Here is a 22401-nt window from a genome sequence, read left to right as displayed (position 1 = left end):
GCCTGCCCGTTAAATCAAGACTCCTGCAGTACGCGATCCAGAAGCCCATCCGGAAGAACCATAACGGACGGTCCCTCCGTCCAGACCAGTGAACAGTGAATGGCAAAATCGGGATGCAGTTGCTGGAGAACGGCCCGATAAGCCGCCATCTGCCTCACATAGGCCACGGGCGTCCGCTCGACCCGAATCGGGGGAGTACGGTTCGTTTTGTAGTCGCAGATCCAGATTTCTCCGTCCCCGATCCACAGACGATCCACCTGCCCCAAGACCACGCGCCCGTCACTGATGCCGGAAATCGGCTGCTCTGCACGGCTGCCTGCCTGAAACAGGGGCGCGAGATCTGGATGGTGCAGGACGCCCATGACCTGATCCGTTAGACGCCCGACCTCGTTCTCTGTCAGCCCAAGTGCAGGTCTGGAAAGCCAGCGCGTTGCGAGCGCCAGCCGGTCTTCGGAGGGCGTTTCTGGCAGAAGCTGGAGTAGGCGATGGATCATCGTGCCTCGCCGCATGGCCTGTTCCCGGACGGGCTTTGGCCTGCCAGCCAGAAGTTCCAGCGGAGAGCGGGCTGCGGGCACTTCGCCAAACTCTGCGCCATCCGGCCGACTTGGGGCCAGAGGCCGGGTCATGGCGTCTTCTGTGGGTGCGACTTCCGCGCGCCAGTCAGGCGCACGTCCTAGCCAGACCGGCAAGTCCAGCATGGGCGCGACGATCTGCGGCGCGGCATCGGGCGCGGGGGCCACGCTCCGCTCTTCTTCCAGAACCAGACGGTCTCCGTCCCAACCAAGTCCCAGCGGTTCGGATCGCGTATTGACGAGCGTTTCGAACCCGGCCTGACACTGACGATACCAGCTTGTGTCTTCCGGCTGACGTTTCGTGGAGGCTCCGCAGATCACCAGCCAGTCACTGGCGCGCGTCAGGGCCACGTAGAGCAGACGGTTGTTTTCCGCCCGTGCCTTCTCCGCATCCCGGGCAGACAAAGCCGTCGTAACATCCGTGCCAGCATCTTTCTTCGGCACCCAGATCGGAAGATCCAGCCCGGCGGCTTCTTCCCACAGGAAGTCTCCACTGGCTGGCGCACGGGACAACGTATCCGGCATCACGACCAGACGAGCCTGCAAACCCTTGGACCCATGCACGGTCATGACGCGGACAGCCCCGGTTTCGCTTTCCGCTTCACGCTTACTGGTGATTTCGCTGGCTTCCAGCCAATGCAGAAAACCCTGAAGCGAAGGGGGGTGCAGTCCTTCGTAGCGCAAGGCTGCGGTCAGGAGTTCGTCCACTGGTTCAGCCGCTTCCGGCCCGAGACGACGCAGAAGTCGTGTGCGCCCACCATACGGGCCAAGAGCTTCGGCCAGCAGGCGGTACGGCGTGGCATAATCCACCCGTGCATAAAGCGCAGACAGCATGGTCCATGCCGCCTGCCATTCCGCACGCTCCCGATGACGTTCCCGCAGGACAGTCCAGAGCGGCTGACCTTTCGGGCCAAGGGCGTGGGCGCGACCATCTTTTGTCGCCAGCGCCATCAGGGAAACATCGCTTAGCCCACCGAGGGGTGAGGTCAGAACTGCCGCCAGCGTCAGATCGTCCTGTGGCAAAAGCAGTGCGGCACAGAGCGTCATGAGGTCGCGCACGGCCACCTGCTGCGTCAGACCAACACGCACCAGTGTCGCCACCGGCACATTCCGCGATTTCAGGGCCCGGATCAAAGACCGCAGGAAGGATGAACGGCGCGGCACGAGAATCAGAACATCGCCCGCTTTCAACGGCGCCTGCCCCGGTTGCGGCGAACGACCAATCTGCTGATCGATCCACCCGGCGAGCGCCTCCGCCAGACGCTGCGGCGCACTGCGCTGGCCGGTATTGGTTTTCGGAGCCTGCCAGGGCGTCAGACCTTCATCATCGTCCTCGCCTTCCAGCACCGGAACGAGCGGCCAGAGTTCAACGCGCCCACCCTGCCCCGGACGCGCGGACACATGGGGAAGAAGTGTCTCCTGCCCCTGCTCCAGCAGGCCATGTGCGGCATTTGGCTGGGAAAAGACCGCATCTACGAAAGACAGAACGGGTGTGACGGAGCGGAACGAAACGTTCAGATCCGGGTCACGCCACGGCAGGCCCGCATTCTGAACGCGGCGCGCAAACTCGGCTCTCCAGCTATGAAACTGTTCAGGATCAGCACCCTGAAATCCGTAAATGGACTGTTTGTAGTCGCCGACCGCGAACACGGTGCGGGGTCTCGGTCCCTGCTCCCATGCGCCCTCACCGGAAAAGAACTCGGATGTCAGAGCCCCGGCGATTTCCCACTGAAGACCGGAATTGTCCTGCACCTCATCCAGCAGCAGATGGTCGATACCGCCATCCAGTTTATAGAGCACCCACGCTGCCCCCGGATCTTCCAGCAGGTTCCGCGTTTCCTGAATGAGATCATTGTAATCCACCAGTCCACGCGCGGCCTTGCCCTCGCGGAAGCTGGACAGCATCGGTGCAGCAAGAGACAAAAGCGCGCGATTCAGTAAGAGAAGCACGGCGCGCTTGATGCTCTCTGTCAGATCGAGAAGGCGCTGGCCTTCCTCTTCCAGCAGCGGCACGATTTCAGGAACAGCGTCCTGTGCTTTCTTGCTGATGATGCGGTTCATCTGCCGCACGGTGCCCTTGTCCGTCAGCAGACATTTGCTCCAGACGGGGGCCGAACGGTCTTCAATCTGTGTCCCGAGCCACAGAAGCATCTGCTCCACAGTTGGTTTCGCAGCGGCCGTGACAACGCCGAGCGCCGCCTGAAGTCCGGCCCGCAATTCCGCTTCCTTGCGAGGCTGACAGACCAACCCTTCCAGATCAGACGCCGCCTCCTGCCCGGCTTTCAGGGCTGCCTGATAGGCGCTCAGCACAGCGTCCGGCAGGATCTGCCAACGATCCAGCAGGGGACGGACGCGACTTTCTTCCATATTCAGAGCGCGGATCCGCTGGAAGAACCTGTCGATCCCGATGGTCCCCGCCACTTCCGCCACGATTTTCGGAGCCTTGGCGAGTTCATCTTCCATGGCTTCCCGCAAAGCCAGCGTCGTGTCCGTGTCTTCCATCAAGGTGAAATGCGGATCGACCGAGGCTTCAAGTGGAAAACGCCGCAGTAGAGACTGACAGAATGCGTGAATCGTCTCGATCCGCAGACCGCCCGGCAGGTCCAGAACCTTCAGGAACAGCGCACGGGCCGCACGGCGTGTCTCATCCGTATTGGGGACACGTAATTTCTCAAGTTCTCGGCCCAGACGCTCATCCGGGAGCGACACCCATTCGCCAAGCCGGGCCTGGAGACGATTGGCCATCTCGGCGGCGGCGGCCTTAGTGTAGGTCAGGCACAGGATGCGGGAGGGGTTTGCCCCTTCGGCCAACATAATCGACCCATCATCCGCTTCCACTTCAAGCGGCAGCATCAAACGCAGAAGGCGATCAATCAGCAGCTTCGTCTTGCCCGATCCTGCGGACGCAGACACGAACACGGACGCCATCGGATCAGAGGCAGCAAGCTGCGTGCGATCGGCTTCAGCAATAACGTCAGCGCGGTTGCGGGTCTCGCTCATGAGTCGTCTCCTTCCGCATAGGCCGCGCGCCATTCATCCACCCGTGCCAATTGGGCGTAGTCCGTGTAGCGTGGCACATGCCCGGCCCAGGGCTGGGAGCGATAAGGCTGCTCGGGCTGGTCATACTCATCAATGAGGCCACGCAGTTTTTCCATGGCCTCACCAATCAGGGCAGCCGCATCAAGGCTGGACTTCCGGCTTGGGACTTCGCTTTCTTTCCCCGGATCATCGCCGCCTGTCAGATGCCAGTACAGAAGCTGTTTCGTCTCAGCCGCCGGAACGCCTTCGAAAGCGCCCTTAGCCAGCAGTGCCCCTTCCAGAACAAGCTGAATGGACCACCCACCTTCCACCGCCTTGCCGGTGGGCGGGGAGCCGGTTTTGTAATCGAAGATCGTCGCCTTGCCGTCTTCATCAACATCAATGCGGTCCGCCCTACCGCGCAGTTCGAACGGTGCACGTGCAGCTTCGATCCTGAAGGACGCAGACACTTCCATATGCCGCGCGATGGCGTGTTCCTGTTCCCGACGGCTCCGCTCCTGTATGGCGACCCAGTCTGCAATACGCTCCAGCCTTGGGCTCCACCAACTGACCAGCGCAGGTCGCATATTGGCCTTGGCCAGTTCTTCCGCGAAGGCGCGCTTCAGGGATGCGGCCACATTCTGCGGCCAGCGATCCGGATAGTCTTTGAGAACCCGATCCATGGCCTCATGCACAATCATGCCGAAATCCGCGTGTTCTGCACCTTCTTCAAGCGGCTTAAGCGCCTTCAGCTTCAGAACATGCTTGGCGTAAATGGCATACGGGTCCTGCATCCACGTCTCGATCTCCGTGATGCTCAGACGACGCGGCCGGAGTGCCACAGGAGGCCTTGGCTCTGGGGGAGCCACGGTTTCTGCACCATCCAGCGGCTGATCCATGGCCTTTTGCCATTCGAGCGCGGGATGCACAGGTAGCTTCTGCCCGCGGCCACCCAGGAATGCTTCCATTCGCACCATCCAGCGGGCGGGCACACCCGGTGCACCATCCCGTCGAGCGGAACTGGAAAACACGACCTCCCCAGCGGCCAGAGCCGTTGAGACGAAATCATGAGCGCTGATGCCGATCTGCCGCTCAGGAGACGGCAGCCCAACACGCGTCCGCATTGGGCGGCTCAACCATGGCCCCGGATCAGTCGCAGGTGGCCAGACCGTTTCGTTTAATCCACCCAGAACAACCACATCGAACGCCAACAGACGCGCCTCGAGCACACCGAGAATGGTGACACGCGGATGGGCCAGTTCCACACCACCCCGATGCGCGCGCAGGCCCGTCAGCATCTGCCCGGCCATGGACGTATTCAAAAAAGAATCCAGATGCGCCAACCTTTGCGGTGGCAGGATGCCGGTATGCTGGATCAGGGCAGCCAGATGGCGGGACAGAGCTTCACCATCGTCCCCCATCCAGAGACGGCCGCCCGGATGCAGTCCTTCTTCGGGCTCTGCGGTCAGTTCTGTTTCGGTCGCGGCCAGGGCTTCGGCAGTATGGATCAGGGCTTCCAGCAATTCGGGGAGCGGAACCGCGCCGGAGAGGCTGAGCAGAGGAGCGAAAGCCGCTTCAATCCGGGCGATGAACGCTGCTGGGCCTTCCGGCTCATCAGGAGCATCCGCGCTGGCGCCATTGTCCGGATCACGCTGGTTCTGGATATACGTCTCAAGTGCCGCTTTGAGGCCCGCGATACCGGGTGCAGGAGCGGGTCCACGCAGCAACAAACGCTCCAGCCGACGGGCCGAGGCGTGACAGTTACCCGGTGTCCGACCAAGAGACGCCAAAGGGTGTTTCAGAACAGAAAGCAGAGCCACCGGTGAAAGCTGGGCCTCGGCCGCCGTGGCGATCAGACGTAGGAAGACGGCGGCTGGCGTCTGCGCCAGAGGCTCGCCGGCACTGTCATCAGCATAGATGCCGAACCGCAGAAGCTCGGTCCCGACACGCTGAGCAAGGCTACGATCTGGTGTCACAAGCGCACAGGTCTGCCCGGGCACGGACACCACATTTCTAAGGATCAGCGCGATGGACTGCGCTTCCTGCTGCTGATCCTGTGCGGGCAGCAGAGACAGGCCTGAAATATTACGCGGGTTCAGATCCCGCCCCCAGGCCGTAATCCCCTGTTCCGGCAGCATGACGCCACGCATCAGGCGCTCTCTGGCCCGATCCCTGCCGCCGTCCCAATCCGTCAGAGCGTTGCGTGTCAGGCCCAGATCTGTGAGAATTTCCTTGAGACCCGCCTGTGGATGCGACGAGGGCAGCGCGTCCCACATCGCCTGAGGTAAGTCCAGATCAACACCCGGCAGGATCACCAGCCCGGCCGGTAATGTCGCCACCGCCGCCAGCACATCTGAAACCGCTGCGGACCCATCGGCAAACCCGACCGCCCAAACGGGCGTATGAGGCGGAAGATGCCGCCACGCGTCCGCCTGCGCTTTCAGACGCGCAACCTGACGGGCAACGGGGTTCGACAAGCCTTCTTCTTCCAGCCATTTCGGCCAGATTGTCGTGACAATTTCCAGAAATTTCAGCGTCTGCTGCCAGTGTTCTGAAAAGCGTTCTTCCACGGCTTCTGGCAAACTTGCCGCCAGATCGACCCCGCTCCGCTCGGCCTCATCCATCAGGTCCGCCAGCGCCTTGGCGAGAGGCCAGGCCCGATCAATGCCCTTGGTTTTGTCCACCCCGACACTGACAATGGGCGTTTGCAGAATCAGCATGGACAGCACGGCAAGCCGTCTCTGTGGCTCAACAGCAGGAGGCAACGAGACATCAATCCCGATGGACGCCAGCGCCTCTTCATCCACGTCATTGATTGCCACGATGCGCGGCAGGAGGGACGCCTGCCCGTCCAGTACCCGCAGGAAGGCTTCCATCAACGCACGGCCGGCACGACGGCTCGGCACGAGCAGCAGCCCTGGGCCATCTGTTCCGGCAGCGGGGTCCTGCTTCAGCCATTCATGAGCAACCCGATCCAGAAACGGCTCGGTACCCGCGATCGTAACAACCGTCATAGCGCAATCCCGCTCAGACGTTCGTCCGGCCAGCCGGTCAGCTCTGCAAACCGTTCGTCTTCTGTCGCGCCGGCAGTCAGCGTCAGATGCAGGGCATTGGCAGGGAGCAGATCTTCAGCGCGCTCTGGCCACTCCACCAGCATGATGCCTTCACAGGCTTCATCCCAGGCCAGTTCATACAGCGCATCCGGCCCATCCAGCCGCCATAGATCATAGTGGAAAACTGGCCCGGCGGAGGTGTCGTAAGGCTGAACCAGCGCAAAACTCGGGCTTGGAACCTCCATCTGTGGGTCACGGGCCAGAACCCGCAGAAACGCACGCGCGAAGGTGCTTTTCCCAGCCCCCAGACCACCTGACAAGGCAATGCAATCGCCCGGAGCGCAAAGCCCGGCGATTCGGGCCGCAAGATGTTCGGTCGAGGACTGATCGGGAAGACGTATCTGCATCCACGCAATGTGACGCCGCACGCGCCATCCATCAAGCGGGGGAATGTTCTGGTTTCTGGCAACAGGATATTGCCCACTACAAGCATAGAATATGACACAAAACGAAATAAAATGAATGTTTTGTGATTCTTTGCAAAATCAAAACAATCCTTATTGACTCTTTATTACATACAAAGAGAAATGGTTTTTAACTTTTCAGTAACCATTCTGAATAAAACCATTCCTGTCAGGGTATTGACCGATGGCATCCAAGATTATGATCAATGAATTCATGTTCAATCCAAGTCCTTCCGGTGATCCGAACGAATTTATTGAAGTCAAAGGGGATGCCGACACAGATTACAGCGAATGGTCACTGCTCGTCGTCGATGGTGACGGCAGCGTTGCGGGTAAGATTGACAACGTTTTTCAGCTTGGAACGACCAACAGCGCTGGTTACTGGGTCACGCCATACCAGACGAATGCTTTGCAGAACGGCACGCAAACTGTCCTTTTGGTCAAGAATTTCACCGGCAAGGCTGGCGATGATCTCGACACCGCCAACGCAGGCACCTTCACCTCCACACCATGGTCTGAAATCGGGGACACCATTGCCGTTTCGGACGGTGGCAGCAGCGATCCGACCTATGCTGGCGCTCCGGTCCTGACGGGCAAACTGATTGCCGGCGCCTCGCGCATTCCTGACGGTACCGACACGGACAGCACCTCAGACTGGGCCATTGACGACCCATCCCTTGCCGGGATTTCAGGCTATGGAACGACGGCAGCAGCAGGAACCGTTCTTGTGACGCCGGGGGCCGCAAACGATGGTACCGGCAGCAGTGCTGGATCTGATACCGGTGGTTCTTCCGGATCTGACACTGGTTCCTCGGGTTCAGATACAGGAACAGGCTCTGGCTCGGATACGGGAACGGGCGACAGTACCGGCACCACAACTCCGACAGCCCTGACGATCCAGCAAATCAATGGCGTCGGCTATTACAGCCCTTATGCCGGTGTCAGCGTTACAACCACCGGCGTCGTAACCGCCGTTGATACGAATGGCAGCATCGGCTTCTGGGTTCAGCAAGCGGATAAAGACCAGAACATCGTCGGCAGCACAGGCATCTTTGTCTATGCGGGCAAGACAGCCACCCTTCCGACCGTGGGTGAGACTGTGACCGTTACCGGAACGGTCACAAACTACTCCGGTACGTCGTGGAGCAAGTCCCTCACGCTGCCGGAAATCAATCTGGTCTCTTATACCGATACGGGTGCTGCCTACGCAGAAATTGCCCCAACGGTCATTGGTCAGGGTGGCCTGACGGTTCCAGCCGCGTCTTACCTCGGGGACCTTGAGCAGGCGATTGATCTTAACAAGAGCACGGCGTCTCTGAGCCCCGACACGAATGCCCTTGATTTCTATCGTAACCTCATCGGTCAGGTCATTACCCTGCATGATGTCGTAGCCACCGGTGCCACAGCCTCCAACGCCACATGGGTCGTGCCTGACAACGGCAATGGTTTGCTGACGCCTACCGGTGCGCTTCAGAGCACCGAGAGCAGCATCAACACCCAGCGCGTCGAGATCTATTACGACAGCGGTGTCACTCCAGGCTCTGCCATCAGCGCCGAAGTGGGCGACAAGCTCGGCGATATCACAGGCGTTCTGACTTATTACAACGGCGTTTATGAGCTAATCCCGACCACGCAGGTCACGGTCATTCACACGGAAACCCCTGCTCCGGTCACAACATTCCACAAGGACGAGCAGAATCTTCTCGTCAGTGACTATAACATCGAGAACTTCAACGCCCTTGACCCGGCGAATGCTGACCGCCTCGCGCAGGTTGCCAAGATCATCGTGCAGAATCTTGATAGCCCGGACGTTCTGGCTGTTCAGGAAATCCAGGATGACAGCGGTGTCACCAATGATGGCACCGTCAGCGCGGAGCAGAACCTTGCTGCTCTGGTCAAGGCCATCGCCGCTGCGGGCGGCCCGACCTACTCCTGGGCACAGGTTGATCCGGCGAACGGAACGCAGGGTGGTGTTTCCGGCGGCAACATCCGCAGCGTGTTCCTCTACAACGCAGACCGCGTCACGCTGAAAGAACCCGTCACCACGATCGGCAGCGAAGAACTGAGCGGCACGTTCAAGAACACCCGCCTGCCACTGGTTGGAACGTTCGAATTCAACGGCAAGGACGTCACGCTCATCAACGTGCACCTGTCCTCACAGGCGGGAAGCTCGGAACTCTATGGGGCGACCCAGCCGCCCGTGAACCATGGCGGCACGACCAGTACGGTCAACAACCGGATCGCGCAGGCCCAGTACATCACGAACTACGTCCAGAACCAGCTTTCAAGCGATCCGACTGCGAAGATCGGCATCCTTGGAGACTTCAACGATGTGGCGTGGAGCGACGCCAATCAGGTCTACGCCAATGCTGGCCTGACAGACATGGAGACCAAGGAAGACGCGAGCAACCGCTACACCTATATCTATGAAGGCAACGCCCAGTCCCTCGATCATACTGTTGGCACGGACGGATTTGCGAACGCGGGCCAGTTCCAGACCCTGCACGTCAATACGGGACAACTGGATGCGGAGTCCGACCATGACCCGTCCCTGACCCTGCTGGAAATGACGGATTACAGCGCTACGAATGGTGCCGCCCTGTCTGATGTCACCCTGACGGACAGCCAGACCGCCGCCGTCCACAGCGGCAGTACGGCTTCGAACGTCAGCGTTGGGAATGGCAGCCGTCTTGCGCTTTATGCCGGCAGCACGACCCAGAACATCCGTCTGGCGAGCGGCGCAAAGGTGGACCTGCCGGAACTCGCCTGGTCCGACAGTGCCACGGCAACCCTGACCGATCCGTCCACGCTGGAAGTATCCAACGGCACCGATACCTACACAATTGCCCTCGATAGCGCTTACGACGCCGACTTCTTCACGCTTCAGTCCGACAGCACGGGCGGTACGATGCTTCTGGCGGAAGGCACGCCCTGCTACTGTCGCGGTACGCTGATCCGCACCGAACGCGGCGACGTTCCGGTCGAGCAGCTTGAAGTTGGCGATTTGATCCAGACGCGCTTGAACGGCCTGCGCCCCATTCACTGGATCGGCCGTCGCAGCTATTCGGGCTCATTTGCCAATGGCAACCAAGATGTCCTGCCCGTCACGTTCCGCAAAGGATCACTGGGCAACGGCCTGCCCCAGCACGATCTGTCGGTTTCCCCGCTGCACGCCATGTATCTGGACGGCGTACTGATCCCGGCCCTGTCGCTCGTGAACGGCACCACCATCCTGCAAGCCGAGCGCATGGATGAAGTCGCGTATTTCCACATTGAACTGGAAAGCCATGACGTCATTTTCGCGAACGGCGCGGAATCCGAAACCTTCGTGGACGACAGCTCTCGCGGCATGTTCCACAACGCCGCCGACTACAGCGTGCTCTACCCGAATGCAGAACAGGTTCCAGCCCAGTATTGCGCCCCGCGCGTTGAGGAAGGCGCTCTTCTGGCTGCCGTCCGCACACGCCTGAACGCGCTGTCGTCCGACATCCACATGGCCTCAGAGACGCTGGAAGGTTATGTGGACATCGTAACCCATAACCGCATCGAGGGATGGGCACGCGTTCAGGACAGTATAAAAGCTGTCCGGCTTCAGATCATTGATAACGGTGTTGTTCTGGGCGAAGTTCTGGCCGACAAAGTTCGCCCGGATGTTGGCTCTGCCTGTGGTTTCCGGTTTGATATTCCGGGTGGTCTGTCTCCGCTGGAGCGACATATTCTGGAAGTCCGCAGCATCAAGGATGGTGCTGCCCTCGGCAATACGCCCTGGATGATGGACCAGAAGGCGCAGAAAGCTCCCAAGGTTGTCGTGGCTTCCGTACCGGTCGAGCCTCTGGACGGCTGCATCGACATCGCCACCCGCAATCGCATCTCCGGCTGGGTCACAAACCCGACGGCCCCTGAAGAGGCCGTAACGCTTCAGATCGTGGATAACGGTGTGGTTCTGGCATCCGTTATGGCCAATGGCCGCCGTCCGGATGTTGCAAAGACGGGCCGTCCGCTGCTCTGCGGGTTTGACGTCATCCTGCCAGGGGGCCTCTCCCCTCTGACGCGTCATGTTCTGGAAGTGCGCCGTGAAAGCGATGGCGCTCTGGTCAGCGCACCGCAGGTTCTGGAAGCCGTCGGCATGTTCGACACAGACATGGAGCAGACCGTCGCCCGCGCTGTCGCGGCGGCGGCTGATGAGCAGGCGGGCGATCAGGTTCTGTCCTTCCTGCTGGGGCAGGTCGAAAAGCTTCGCCAGACCCGCGCACAGGCCCTCAGCGGCCTCACGGATCAGGCGCTCAACGCCAGCCGTCGCCGCCGTGGCATGAAAGCTGCCAGCGCACCGCAGCGCAAACGCGCTCTGGTGATCGACAGCCTGCGTCCCGATGCGAAACGGGACGCAGGATCACAGGCCATCCTGTCCCACATGGTCGCGCTGGAAGGCCTGGGATACGACGTCTGCTTCATTGCGGCGGACCAGATGACCATCACCACGCGTCTGGAAACGCTCCCGACCGTGACAGTTCAGGGCGCACCGGTCTTCGCGTCCGTCGAAGATGCGCTGTCCCGCCAGAAAGACAGCTTTGACGTTGTGTATCTGCACCGGGAAGACGTCGCCACGCGCTACATGGCACTTGTCCGTCGCAACCAGACCAAAGCCCGCGTGCTGTATAGCGTAGCAGACCTGCACTTCCTGCGTCTGGCCCGTCAGGCTGCCATTCAGGGACGACCGGAACTGATGGCCAAGGCCAATCAGATTCGGGTGGCGGAATATCGTGCCGCTCTCCAGGCCGATGCCGTACTGACGCACTCCCAGACCGAAGCCGCCCAGCTTCGCAAAGATCTGCCTCAGGCGAATGTGCATGTCGTACCGTGGGCTGTGTCTCAGACTGCTTCTGAGACCACAAACCGCAATGGCGTGCTGTTCGTCGGCAACTACGCCCATGCCCCGAACGGAGATGCCGCCCGCTGGCTGGTTCAGGACATTATGCCGGCCGTCTGGGCCATGGACCCGACCATCACCTGCACACTCGTTGGTGCAGACATGCCGGACAGCATCCACGCGCTGGCCAGCGATCGTATCCGCGTTCTGGGGCACGTGCAGGATCTGGGCAGCGTTCTCGGTCAGGCACGCCTGAGCATTGCGCCGCTGCGTTTCGGTGCAGGCATCAAGGGCAAGGTTCTGGAAAGCCTGTCCGCAGGTGTGCCCTGCATCATGACACCCGTTGCAGCTGAAGGCCTGAACCTTCCAAAGAGCCTTCAGTCACTCGTGGAGGCAACAGCGGAGGATCTGGCTCACCAGATCGTCACACTCCACAAGGCCGAAGACCTGTCAGACATCATTCAGGCAGGGCACGCCTATACACAGGCGAAGTTCTCCGAAGATGCCGTCATGGCAGCACTGAACAGCGCGCTGGACCAGAAAGCTGCCCTTCGCGCAGCAGGCTAAACACCACGAGGAAGAGACAGCAGGTCCATCCATCGGGCCATGACTGTCTCTTCCTGAAACTCCAATGCTTTACGGCGGCCCATGGCAGACATGGTCCGCCTTTTTTCTGTCTGCGCCATTAAAGACAGAAGCGCTTCGGCCAGTTCTGGAATATCGCCCGGCTGAACCAGCACTCCATTTACACCGTCCTCCACGATTTCCGCAGGGCCGGTTTCACAGGCGAAAGATACAATCGGCAGCCCGGCCGACGAGGCTTCCAGCAGAACCATGGGAAGTCCTTCATAGCGGGAAGAACAAACATACAGTCCAGCCCCTCGATACTCTGCTTCAATCTGGTGTGTTGCGGGAGCCAGCGTGACATGCGAGAGGCCGTTTATGGCCTGATGCAAAAGATCCCACTCAGGCCCATCGCCACGGATCAGCAGAGACCACCCTGTTCCACGCGCGTCAGATTCCACCTTCTGCCATGCCTCCAACAGGAGGTCGTGCCCCTTCTGTGTCGTCAGTCGGCCTATCGTCAGAACGGTTCGTGAAGTGTCATCATAGGGCGTCTTCCAGACAGGAGGTGCCATGTTGGGAATAACTGTCAGAGACGCCCGCACCTCCCGTCCTGCCTGCCAGAGCGCCTTGTCCCGAGCCGTCAGAACAACAACGTCGTCAGCCCATCTGGCCGCAATCTGTCGCCCCCAGACCCTTTTGCGACGCTCCAGCGTAATGTTGAAATTGAAGTGTTCCCATACGATGCAGCGACTCCCGGCCAGACGGGCCGCGGCCACGCCATACAGGGCGTGTGTGGCTTCCACGACAACAAGCGTGTCGATGCGGTGACGCTTCAGATAGCGCACCAATCGTCCGACAATTCGCAGCCAGGAATTGAAAATTTTTACCGGCTTTTCAAACAGGGATTTTACGGGAATTCTGTCATCCAGCGGAAAAACGGGTGGGCCATTTCCCACAAGTTCCAGCAGATGAACCGTCACATCCCGCTGAACAAGCCCGTTCATCACCGCACAGGCAGAGCGCTCGGTTCCGCCTGTTGCATTAATATGTTGGATGACAAAGGCGCACCGCATGCGGGATGGTCTACCCCATTCAACTCAAAACGCCTAAGAAACAGATATGACGATTTCACCTCAAACCCTCTCCACCGACGTCGCAATTGTTGGCGCCGGCCCGACCGCCCTCTTCGCAGCTTTTGAATGCGGAATGCTCAAACTGAGCTGCGTCCTGATTGACGCGCTCGACAGCATTGGCGGCCAGTGTGCGGCGCTGTATCCAGAAAAGCCGATCTACGACATTCCGGCTCACCCTTCCATTGAAGGTGGCGCACTGATCGAGGCGCTGGACAAGCAGATTGCTCCGTTCGACGTTCCACGTCTGCTCGGCTCCCGCGTGGAAACCCTGACGGGCCATCGTGGGGACTTTACGCTGACAACAGCACGTGGCGATACCGTGAAAGCCAAGGCTGTCATCATCGCCGCAGGTGCCGGTGCGTTCGGCCCGAACCGTCCACCGCTGGAGGGACTGGAAGCTTACGAGCGGACGGGTGCTGTTCAGTATTACGTCAAGAAGCGTGCTGATTTTGCGGGCAAGACAATCGTCGTCGCCGGTGGTGGCGATTCTGCTCTCGACTGGGCCCTGTCCCTCTCTGAAGTCGCCGAAAAGATCTACCTGCTCCATCGTCGTGACCGCTTCCGTGGCGCACCGGAAACGCTGTCCCGTATTGAAGAGCAGATTACCGCCGGACGCATTGAGAAGGTCGTTCCCTACCAGCTTCATGCACTGCATGGCACGGATGGTCAGCTGTCCGCGGTGGAAGTCACCACGCTGGCTGGCGACTCCCGCCATCTGGAAGCCGATACGCTCCTGCCGTTCTATGGTCTGTCCACCGATCTCGGCCCGATCGCCCTGTGGGGACTGGATACGCATCGCAACACGGTGCCTGTCACGCCAGCCACACTGGAGAGCAGCACGCCAGGCATTTTTGCCGTCGGCGACGTGGCCACATATCCCGGCAAGCTTAAATTAATTCTTCAGGGATTTTCGGAAGGCGCAATGGCAGTTCATGCGATCCACGCCATAGTTCATCCGGATACAGCCCTACACTTCGAATATTCCACCAGCAAGGGCGTTCCGGGCTGAAAACCGGGGGTAGACAACCGTTTCCGCTGGTGCTGATCTGATCGGTACCAAATCGAAAAAACGGTTTTCTACCAATCGGAAAGCAGCAGAACTGTCATGAAAATCATCGTCATGGGCGCCGGTGTCATCGGTGTCACAACCGCCTGGTACCTTGCTCAGGAAGGCCATGAGGTTGAAGTCATTGACCGGCAGCCAGGCGTAGGTCTCGAAACATCCTTCGCCAATGCCGGTCAGGTGTCCCCCGGTTATTCGACGCCATGGGCCATGCCAGGTCTGCCGTTCAAGGTCGCCAAATGGATGACCAGCAAACACAGCCCACTGGTCGTCCGCCCGCGCTTTGACACTGCCATGTTCCGCTTCATGGGCGAGCTGCTCGCGAACTGTTCCGAAAAAGCCTACGACATCAACAAGAGCCGGATGCTCCGGATTGCGGAATATGCCCGCGACAAGATCGACGCCCTGCGCGACGAAACCGGCATTACGTATGATGGCGACCAGAAAGGTCTGATCCAGCTTTTCCGGACAGACGCACAGGTCGAACACGCTGCAGAAGATATGCGCCTTCTGGCAGAAAGCGGCGTGGATCATCAGCTTCTGAACGTTGATGAAATCATCGCTCATGAGCCGGGTCTGGCCCATGCGCGCCACCGTCTTCGGGGTGGCCTGCGTCTGCCGGGTGATCAGACGGGTGATGCCCATCTCTTCACGCGTCGCCTTGCTGCCATGGCCGAGCAAAAAGGCGTGAAATTCCGCCTGGGCACGAACATTGAAGCCATTGAGGCCACCAGCGATTCCATCCTGAGCATCCGCACAAGTGCCGGGCGCCTCAAGGCAGACGCTTATGTTCTCGCGCTGGGAAGCTACTCGCCGCGTCTGATGAAGCCGCTTGAGCTGCGTCTGCCCATCTATCCGGTGAAGGGGTACTCCCTCACCATGCCGATTACGGACGAGAGCCGTGCACCGGTTTCGACGGTCAATGACGAAACCTACAAGGTTGCCATCACGCGCCTCGGGGACCGTATCCGGATTGGCGGCACAGCTGAACTGACGGGCTTTAGCCTGCGTCTCAGCCCGGATCGCCGCGAGACACTGGAACTGTCCTTCAACGAAATGTACGGCGGCGGCGACCTTTCTGCGGCACGTTACTGGACCGGCCTGCGCCCCTGCACGCCGGACGGCACGCCCATCGTCGGCCCATCCCCACGCTACGAGAACCTGTGGCTCAATACAGGCCATGGAACACTGGGTTGGACCATGGCTGCCGGGTCCGGCCAGATCGTGGCAGACCAGATTTCCGGCCGCCAGACAGCTATCCCGTCACTGGACCTGTCTCTCGACCGTTACCTGTAAAGACATTTCCCCGGCAAGGTCGTCATTACCCTTGCCGGGAAACACTGAATGCACAGTCGCACCGGCTCTGACGGCAACTGCTGAATAGTTGCAGTATAGCCAGGACAGACAAACCAAAAACGTCCTCTCTTCTCACAGCCGGAAGAGCGCTCTGAAGCTCCTGATGGCCTGCATCCTCATGCCGAGGCATTGCCAGGTACTTTTGCCGGATAGAGCGTGCCTCTACCAACCAGCCATTCCCCGCAAAATAGACTGCCAAGCTCATGCCTGTCGGCCATGAGCCGCACTGTGATCGCGCGGCAGCCTTCAGACAATAAAAAACGGGGCCAGCCCTAAGGCCGACCCCGTTTCATCATCACAGGCCCGTCAAGCCGGCGCCCATTCTGAAATCAGTTGGACGGAGCAGCTGCATCGTCGGCCGGAGCGGAAGTCGCAGCAGCGGCCTTCTTGTGCTTCTTGTGATGCTTCTTCTTGTTGTGGTGGTGCTTCTTCTTGGTCGTCGTGTCCGTGGAAGTCGCAGAATCCGTCGCGGCAGGCGCAGCCGGTGCAGCAGCCGTCGGTGCGGTTGTGGTTTCTGCCGGTGCAGCAGGATCAGCAAAAGCCGGAGCAGCCGTCAGGGCCAGTGCAGAAACGGCAGCGATAAGGGAACGATTGAAAAGGCGCATCTGAGAACGAAGCTCCAGAAAACTGAAAAAACGGACCACATTTCAGAAAACCAAAGTGGCCATACTTTGAAACTAGCACCAGCCAGCACTTTCGTCGTGCATTAACTTTTTGAAATTTCAGGGGGATAGAGGCGTGTCTTCGCAAATACGCCTCAATTCTGCCAAAGTCCCGACGGGGACTTCCTGAATTCTTCCCCTCGACTCTCAGGCACAAAAAAAAACGCGCACCGGACATCCGGTGCGCGTTCTTCAGGATCTGTTCCCTTATGGGAAAAGATCAGCTTTCGCGGCTCTTGGAAGCGCGCTTACGCTCGTTCGGATCCAGATAACGCTTACGGATACGAATGGCAGATGGCGTTACTTCAACCAGTTCATCGTCTTCGATGTAGGCGATGGCCTGCTCAAGGCTCATGCGGCGCGGCGGCGTCAGAAGCAGGGCTTCATCCTTGCCGGATGCACGCATGTTGGTGAGCTTCTTTTCACGGACCGCATTGATGTCCAGATCGTTCTCGCGGGAATGCTCACCCAGGATCATGCCTGTGTAGATCTTTTCGCCAGCGTCAACGAACATCGTGCCACGATCCTGAAGGGCGAACAGCGCATACTGCGTCGTCTGACCATCTTCAGCAGAGATCAGGGAGCCGTTGCGACGGCCTTCGATCGTGCCAACATATGGCAGATAGCCGTGGAACAGACGGTTCATGAGGCCCGTACCGCGCGTGTCGGTCAGGAACTCGCCATGATAGCCGATCAGGCCACGCGACGGGATCAGGAACGTCAGACGGACCTTACCACCACCGGACGGACGCATATCCTGCATCACGCCCTTACGCAGGGACATCTTCTCAACAACGACGCCGGAATACGGCTCGTCCACGTCGACCAGAACTTCTTCGAACGGCTCTTCACGCTCGCCGGTCTCTTCGTTTTCACGGAAGAGCACGCGCGGACGACCGATCGTCAGCTCGAAGCCTTCACGACGCATCGTTTCAATCAGAACGCCCAGCTGAAGTTCGCCACGGCCGGCAACTTCAAACGCTTCGCTTTCCGGGCTTTCCGTCACCTTGATGGCCACGTTGCCTTCGGTTTCCTTGAAGAGACGGTCACGGATCTGACGGGACGTGACCTTCTTGCCTTCACGGCCACCCAGCGGACCATCGTTGATACGGAAGGTCATGGACAGGGTCGGCGGATCAACCGGGCGGGACGGGAGCGGCTCGGTGATGGACGGATCAGCGATCGTGTCAGGAATCGTTGCTTCGGACAGACCTGCAACGGCCACGATGTCACCGGCTTCGGCTTCATCCACCGGCACGCGATCCAGACCGCGGAAAGACAACAGCTTCGTCAGACGGCCGCTTTCGACAACGGAACCATCCGGACGCAGAACGCGAACCGGCATGTTCACCTTCGCACGACCCTGATCGATACGACCCGTCAGGATACGGCCAAGGAAGTTGTCGCTCTCAAGGATGGTTGCAACCATGCCGAAAGGCGCGTCCTTGTCGACGTTTGGCGTCGGGACGTGGCGCAGAACCAGATCGAACAGCGGGGACAGGTCCTTCTTCGGTCCGTCCAGCTCAAGATCAGCCCAGCCCTGACGGCCGGAAGCGTACAGCATCGGGAAGTCGAGCTGGTGCTCGTCAGCGCCGAGGGACGCAAACAGATCGAAGATTTCTTCGTGCACTTCGTCCGGACGCGCATCGCTACGGTCGATCTTGTTCACGACCACGATCGGACGGATACCACGGGCCAGAGCCTTGCCCAGAACGAACTTCGTCTGCGGAAGAGCGCCTTCAGCGGCGTCCACAAGGATGATCGCGCCATCCACCATGCTCAGGATACGCTCGACTTCGCCACCGAAGTCAGCATGGCCCGGCGTATCAATGATGTTGATACGCGAGTCTTTCCAGACAACGGACGTGCACTTGGCGAGAATGGTGATGCCACGCTCGCGTTCGAGATCATTGCTGTCCATCGCGCGATCAGCAACGTGCTGGTTCTCGCGGAAAGAGCCGGACTGCTTGAGGAGCGCGTCAACCAGCGTGGTTTTGCCATGATCGACGTGCGCGATGATGGCGATGTTACGGATTTCCATGTGGTCTTCCAGACGGTGCATCGAAGATAAGAATTTGCGCCGTCTTCTGCACCGAATCCCGCGAATATGCAAACTCTGTCGCAGTCTTTTCGCATAAATCACGACTTGAGCGTGGACTGAAGCTGGTCCAAATCATCAGAAAACATAGTCTTTTGCGAGTAGAATCCATCATGTCCGACACCACCCCGACCGGGCCTTCAGCGCCAGGAACAGACGCCCTGAGCCAGCTTGGCCGCAATACGCCTGCAGCAAGCTGCCCCGAAGAAGCCGTTCTGGAACGCGTCCCCTCTCCGCATCAGGGCCGCAAATACGTTGTCCGTTTCACGGCACCGGAATTCACGTCCCTCTGCCCGGTCACAGGCCAGCCGGACTTTGCGCATCTCGTGATTGACTACATCCCGAGCCAATGGATCGTGGAAAGCAAGTCTCTCAAGCTGTATCTCACCAGCTTCCGTAATCATGGCGCGTTCCATGAAGACTGCTCGGTCGCCATCGCAAAGCGTCTGGTCGAACTGCTTGATCCGGAATGGCTGCGGATCGGGGCCTACTGGTATCCGCGCGGCGGCATCCCGATCGACGTGTTCTGGCAGACGGGCGAGCCGCCTGCAGGCGTATGGATTCCGTCACAGGATGTTCCGGGCTACCGGGGTCGCGGCTGAGGCATGACGGAAGCGGCTGCCATTGCCCGTTCGGGCGGACCTGTCACACAGGCACGCCTCATGGTCGATTTCAGACGGCTGGGCGTTGAACCCGGGATGACCGTTCTGGTCCATACCGCCATGAGCCGGATCGGCTGGGTGTGTGGTGGGCCCAGAAGCGTTATCGAGGCTCTGCTTCAGGTTGTGGGACCGGAAGGTACGATTGTTATGCCGGCCCAGTCCTCGGAACTCAGTGATCCCTCCGGCTGGTGCGAACCTCCCGTTCCGGAGAGCTGGTGGGATACCATCCGGGCCAGCATGCCCGCTTTCAATCCGCACCTGACACCCACACGCGGTGTGGGGACTGTGGCAGAAGTTTTCCGTACCTGGCCGGGGACACGCCGAAGTCTCCATCCGCAGGTCTCCTTTACGGCCCACGGCCCTCGGGCGGTTGAAATCCTGTCCAGCCAGCCTCTTGAAGATCCGTTTGGAGCCGTCTCGCCGCTCGCAGTCCTGAACGGGATCGGTGCACATGTCCTGATGATTGGGACAGGTTGGGAAACCTGCACGACGCTTCATCTGGCGGAACGTTTATCCAATCCGCAAGGCCCCACTTTTGAAGACGGGACTGCCATTCGGGTCGATGATGAACGTCGCTGGGTCCGGTTTCGCATGCCACAGACGGACGTGGACCGTTTCCCGGCCGTCGGGGCAAAGCTGGACGGGCATGCCATACTGAAACATGGCCATGTCGGCTCGGCGCCGTCACGTCTGTTCCCGGTGGCTCAGGCCGTCAGTATGGCAGTGGAGGCATGGAGCCTTCCCGCCTTTATGGCGTGACAGCAACGCCTGCTGCAGGCGTCTGACGCTGGCCTTTTCTCAAGGCCAGCATCACAAGAACTACACCATAAACGAGCGCCACACCGTCCACACTTAAAGCCAGAGATGTGACGGCGCCCGATGCCAGACATCTCATCATGTCCGTCAATGGGATCAGAAGGGTCAGCACTCCTGCCACAGCCAGAAGCGGGCGCAGGCTTCTGGCTCCCCCCAGACAGACCGCGACCATGACGCAACTGAAGAAAACCGCATAAAACAGCGCCTCGACCGTCTGGTAGTGCCCCCCTTCAGGAAGCAGCGGCGTAGCAGCCAGAACAGCAGAGACACCGCTGATGCAACCGATCATGCAGCCCGTTGTCAGAATGGAAAGGAAGCGCGTCCCGAAGCTGTCTTCCGTCAGACCTGCCGATCGCTCACGACGCCTGCGCGATGAGAGCCAGAGCTGGTTTCCCGAATAAAAGAGAAACGCTCCGCCAAAGCCCAGAACGGCATACCCCCACCGGATCAGCAATCCACCGAATGTTCCGAAGTGAAGAGCGTAAATCACTGTCAGAACCTGAAATGCTGGCGTCTGATGACCGGGCAGAAAATCAGTCGAGGTCAGACGCCCGGTATAGGGATTCACCTCACCATACCCGCCATCAGGCCGACGGGCGACTTCAGCCGTGTCGTGGACCATCACATGCAGAGACAGTTTCCCCCCTCGACTGGAATAGGCCAGGGCATCCGGCTCAAGGCCAGGAACCTGTGTGCGGAAAGCATCCACAATCGCCATCGGTTCAAGGAGTGCCTGCGGGTTTTGACCGTGGTGAGGTTTATCCTTCTGAGCCAGATGTGTTGGCGCAGCTGGGAAAAACAGGTTTTTTTCCAGCGCCATGATGGGCTGATGAAATGCGAACCCAGCGGCTGTTGCGGCCATCACAATGTGAAATGGCAGAGAACAGAAACCCAGTAGCGTATGAAAATCCAGCCAGACGCGGCGCAGATTTTCCGTCAACCTTAAGGCAAAGAGGTTACGGATCAGGGACGGAAGCAGAACAATCGTGCCTGATACGAGGGCCACGGCATATAGAAGGGCCACGATCCCCATAATGAGGCGCCCATATTCCCGGTTCAGGGGAAGGCCAATTCTCTGGTGCAGGATATTCAGGAAATATCCCACCTGAGACGGTGTTCTCGTCTGGGTAACAAGCGCGCCATCAGCGGCCAGCCCTGCATATACCGTGCGAGCGGGCCCATGATCCCTGTCTGCCGAGACAGTCCACATAAGGCTGGAGGGGCTCGTCTCATTGGGGTGCAGAACCACGGTATGGTTGGTCGCCACCGTCGGATCAGCCGCCTGCGCCTTCTGCACCAGTTCGGACAAACGTTCGGCCGGAACCGGCGCTGGCAGAGCGGACGTGCGGGACGCCCAGTTTCCCAGTGGCAGTTCGAACATCGTCATGCCACCAGCATAAAAGGCGATGAACAGAAAAAGTCCTGCCGTAATGCCAGCCCAGCTATGAACGTTCCGATAAAGCCGAACAATATCGCCGCGAATCTTCATGCCATGATGCCATGCAGAAGGAAAAACAGCGCCCACACCACACCGTTGATGACAGCGAGTGCCAGCCACGCCTGCCGGGAGGTATGAAACAGGAATGAAAATGCCACGATGAGGCCCCAGACCGGTCCGGGAAACCAGCGCAGGATCTGGGACGTGGCTGTCTTGAGTTGGGCGTCGGCATGAAACAGCAGGCCCAATATACCCATCAGCCCGATTGCCAGAACCGCACCAAGTATCAACCCGGCCAGCACCTTTCCGATCCAGCCGGTGCCATCAAGAGACTTGCCCGGTGCGACGTCACTCACGAGAGACGCCCCTGCGGCCTGACGAATGCCAGCATGAGAGGCAATAGAATGCAGGCCAGCATCAGCACCGTGCCCACAGCCATCAGTGAAGTCAGAAACTGCATTTTCAGACTCATGACTCCCACTGCAAACAGCAGGCAAAGCAGTCCCGGCAGCAAGCTTTTGCGTGGCGCAAGAGAGCGACGCAACAGACACTGGGATGGCACGGACAGATAGAACAGCCCGGCCGCCAGAACCGTCAGGAATACAGAAAAGAGCTCAAACACCACTGGCCAC

At 59.6% G+C, this 22401-nt stretch carries 14 protein-coding genes; 5 read left to right on the top strand and 9 right to left on the bottom strand.

What is annotated here, in order from left to right:
• Positions 1–14 precede the first annotated feature (14 nt).
• Genes addA through tsaE form a run of 3 tightly spaced genes read right to left on the bottom strand, consistent with a single transcriptional unit; the run spans position 15 to position 7050 of the window.
• On the bottom strand, positions 15–3572 hold the full coding sequence (addA, locus tag B7444_RS03055; RefSeq protein WP_007283422.1) for a double-strand break repair helicase AddA: 3558 nt from the start codon (positions 3570–3572) through the stop codon (positions 15–17).
• Complete coding sequence (addB, locus tag B7444_RS03050) at positions 3569–6604, bottom strand: double-strand break repair protein AddB (RefSeq protein ID WP_007283423.1); 3036 nt, start codon at positions 6602–6604, stop codon at positions 3569–3571. The genes addA and addB overlap by 4 nt, the downstream gene beginning before the upstream one ends.
• Complete coding sequence (gene tsaE / locus B7444_RS03045) at positions 6601–7050, bottom strand: tRNA (adenosine(37)-N6)-threonylcarbamoyltransferase complex ATPase subunit type 1 TsaE (protein WP_007283424.1); 450 nt, start codon at positions 7048–7050, stop codon at positions 6601–6603. Before tsaE ends, addB begins: the two co-directional genes overlap by 4 nt.
• A gap of 241 nt (positions 7051–7291) precedes the next feature.
• Between tsaE and B7444_RS03040 the strand changes: the two genes are divergently transcribed.
• Positions 7292–12541: a Hint domain-containing protein gene (locus tag B7444_RS03040; protein WP_035729355.1), complete on the top strand. Its 5250-nt coding sequence runs from the start codon at positions 7292–7294 to the stop codon at positions 12539–12541.
• Here the strand turns inward: B7444_RS03040 and B7444_RS03035 are convergent.
• The gene (locus B7444_RS03035; RefSeq protein WP_007283427.1) at positions 12538–13614 is read right to left on the bottom strand and encodes a glycosyltransferase family 4 protein; all 1077 of its coding nucleotides are present in this window, start codon (positions 13612–13614) and stop codon (positions 12538–12540) included. The genes B7444_RS03040 and B7444_RS03035 overlap by 4 nt on opposite strands.
• A gap of 46 nt (positions 13615–13660) precedes the next feature.
• Between B7444_RS03035 and B7444_RS03030 the strand changes: the two genes are divergently transcribed.
• Both B7444_RS03030 and B7444_RS03025 read left to right on the top strand, forming a co-directional pair.
• Entirely contained in the window at positions 13661–14683 is a 1023-nt protein-coding gene (locus tag B7444_RS03030) for an NAD(P)/FAD-dependent oxidoreductase (RefSeq protein ID WP_007283428.1), read from the top strand.
• 96 nt (positions 14684–14779) lie between these two features.
• Positions 14780–16033, top strand: a complete 1254-nt coding sequence (locus tag B7444_RS03025; RefSeq protein WP_007283429.1) for a D-amino acid dehydrogenase — start codon at positions 14780–14782, stop codon at positions 16031–16033.
• Positions 16034–16422: 389 nt separating this feature from the next.
• On the opposite strand, the gene B7444_RS03020 is transcribed toward B7444_RS03025, so the two are convergent.
• Positions 16423–16698 (bottom strand): hypothetical protein, encoded by a 276-nt coding sequence (locus tag B7444_RS03020; RefSeq protein ID WP_029495789.1) that lies wholly within the window; start codon positions 16696–16698, stop codon positions 16423–16425.
• Between the two features lie 277 nt (positions 16699–16975).
• On the bottom strand, positions 16976–18796 hold the full coding sequence (typA, locus tag B7444_RS03015; RefSeq protein WP_029495788.1) for a translational GTPase TypA: 1821 nt from the start codon (positions 18794–18796) through the stop codon (positions 16976–16978).
• 170 nt (positions 18797–18966) lie between these two features.
• Between typA and queF the strand changes: the two genes are divergently transcribed.
• Both queF and B7444_RS03005 read left to right on the top strand, forming a co-directional pair.
• Positions 18967–19455, top strand: coding sequence for a preQ(1) synthase (gene queF / locus B7444_RS03010; protein ID WP_007283432.1), 489 nt, complete (start codon positions 18967–18969; stop codon positions 19453–19455).
• A gap of 3 nt (positions 19456–19458) precedes the next feature.
• The gene (locus B7444_RS03005; RefSeq protein ID WP_007283433.1) at positions 19459–20274 is read left to right on the top strand and encodes an aminoglycoside N(3)-acetyltransferase; all 816 of its coding nucleotides are present in this window, start codon (positions 19459–19461) and stop codon (positions 20272–20274) included.
• Here the strand turns inward: B7444_RS03005 and B7444_RS03000 are convergent.
• From B7444_RS03000 to B7444_RS02990, 3 genes are read right to left on the bottom strand one after another with little or no spacing between them, the layout of a single operon-like run.
• Entirely contained in the window at positions 20264–21820 is a 1557-nt protein-coding gene (locus B7444_RS03000; protein ID WP_007283434.1) for a PepSY-associated TM helix domain-containing protein, read from the bottom strand. The genes B7444_RS03005 and B7444_RS03000 overlap by 11 nt on opposite strands.
• Positions 21817–22125: a hypothetical protein gene (locus B7444_RS02995; RefSeq protein ID WP_007283435.1), complete on the bottom strand. Its 309-nt coding sequence runs from the start codon at positions 22123–22125 to the stop codon at positions 21817–21819. Before B7444_RS02995 ends, B7444_RS03000 begins: the two co-directional genes overlap by 4 nt.
• A complete protein-coding gene (locus B7444_RS02990) occupies positions 22122–22391 on the bottom strand; it encodes a hypothetical protein (RefSeq protein WP_035729358.1) in 270 nt (89 codons plus the stop codon). The genes B7444_RS02995 and B7444_RS02990 overlap by 4 nt, the downstream gene beginning before the upstream one ends.
• Between the last annotated feature and the right edge of the window lie 10 nt (positions 22392–22401).

Origin of the sequence: Gluconobacter thailandicus F149-1 = NBRC 100600, assembly GCF_000964465.1 — a bacterium.
In the GTDB taxonomy this organism is placed as follows: Bacteria; Pseudomonadota; Alphaproteobacteria; order Acetobacterales; family Acetobacteraceae; genus Gluconobacter; species Gluconobacter thailandicus.
This window is presented reverse-complemented; position numbering and strand designations above follow the sequence as displayed.

Excerpts from the sequence above, each read along its gene's own strand:
- B7444_RS03020 (WP_029495789.1), bottom strand. The coding sequence starts at position 16,698 with ATGCGCCTTTTCAATCGTTCCCTTATCGCTGCCGTTTCTGCACTGGCC.
- B7444_RS03000 (WP_007283434.1), bottom strand. The coding sequence starts at position 21,820 with ATGAAGATTCGCGGCGATATTGTTCGGCTTTATCGGAACGTTCATAGC.
- addB (WP_007283423.1), bottom strand. The coding sequence starts at position 6,604 with ATGACGGTTGTTACGATCGCGGGTACCGAGCCGTTTCTGGATCGGGTT.
- addA (WP_007283422.1), bottom strand. The coding sequence starts at position 3,572 with ATGAGCGAGACCCGCAACCGCGCTGACGTTATTGCTGAAGCCGATCGC.
- B7444_RS03030 (WP_007283428.1), top strand. The coding sequence starts at position 13,661 with ATGACGATTTCACCTCAAACCCTCTCCACCGACGTCGCAATTGTTGGC.
- B7444_RS03040 (WP_035729355.1), top strand. The coding sequence starts at position 7,292 with ATGGCATCCAAGATTATGATCAATGAATTCATGTTCAATCCAAGTCCT.
- B7444_RS03035 (WP_007283427.1), bottom strand. The coding sequence starts at position 13,614 with ATGCGGTGCGCCTTTGTCATCCAACATATTAATGCAACAGGCGGAACC.
- queF (WP_007283432.1), top strand. The coding sequence starts at position 18,967 with ATGTCCGACACCACCCCGACCGGGCCTTCAGCGCCAGGAACAGACGCC.
- B7444_RS03025 (WP_007283429.1), top strand. The coding sequence starts at position 14,780 with ATGAAAATCATCGTCATGGGCGCCGGTGTCATCGGTGTCACAACCGCC.
- typA (WP_029495788.1), bottom strand. The coding sequence starts at position 18,796 with ATGGAAATCCGTAACATCGCCATCATCGCGCACGTCGATCATGGCAAA.
- B7444_RS03005 (WP_007283433.1), top strand. The coding sequence starts at position 19,459 with ATGACGGAAGCGGCTGCCATTGCCCGTTCGGGCGGACCTGTCACACAG.
- tsaE (WP_007283424.1), bottom strand. The coding sequence starts at position 7,050 with ATGCAGATACGTCTTCCCGATCAGTCCTCGACCGAACATCTTGCGGCC.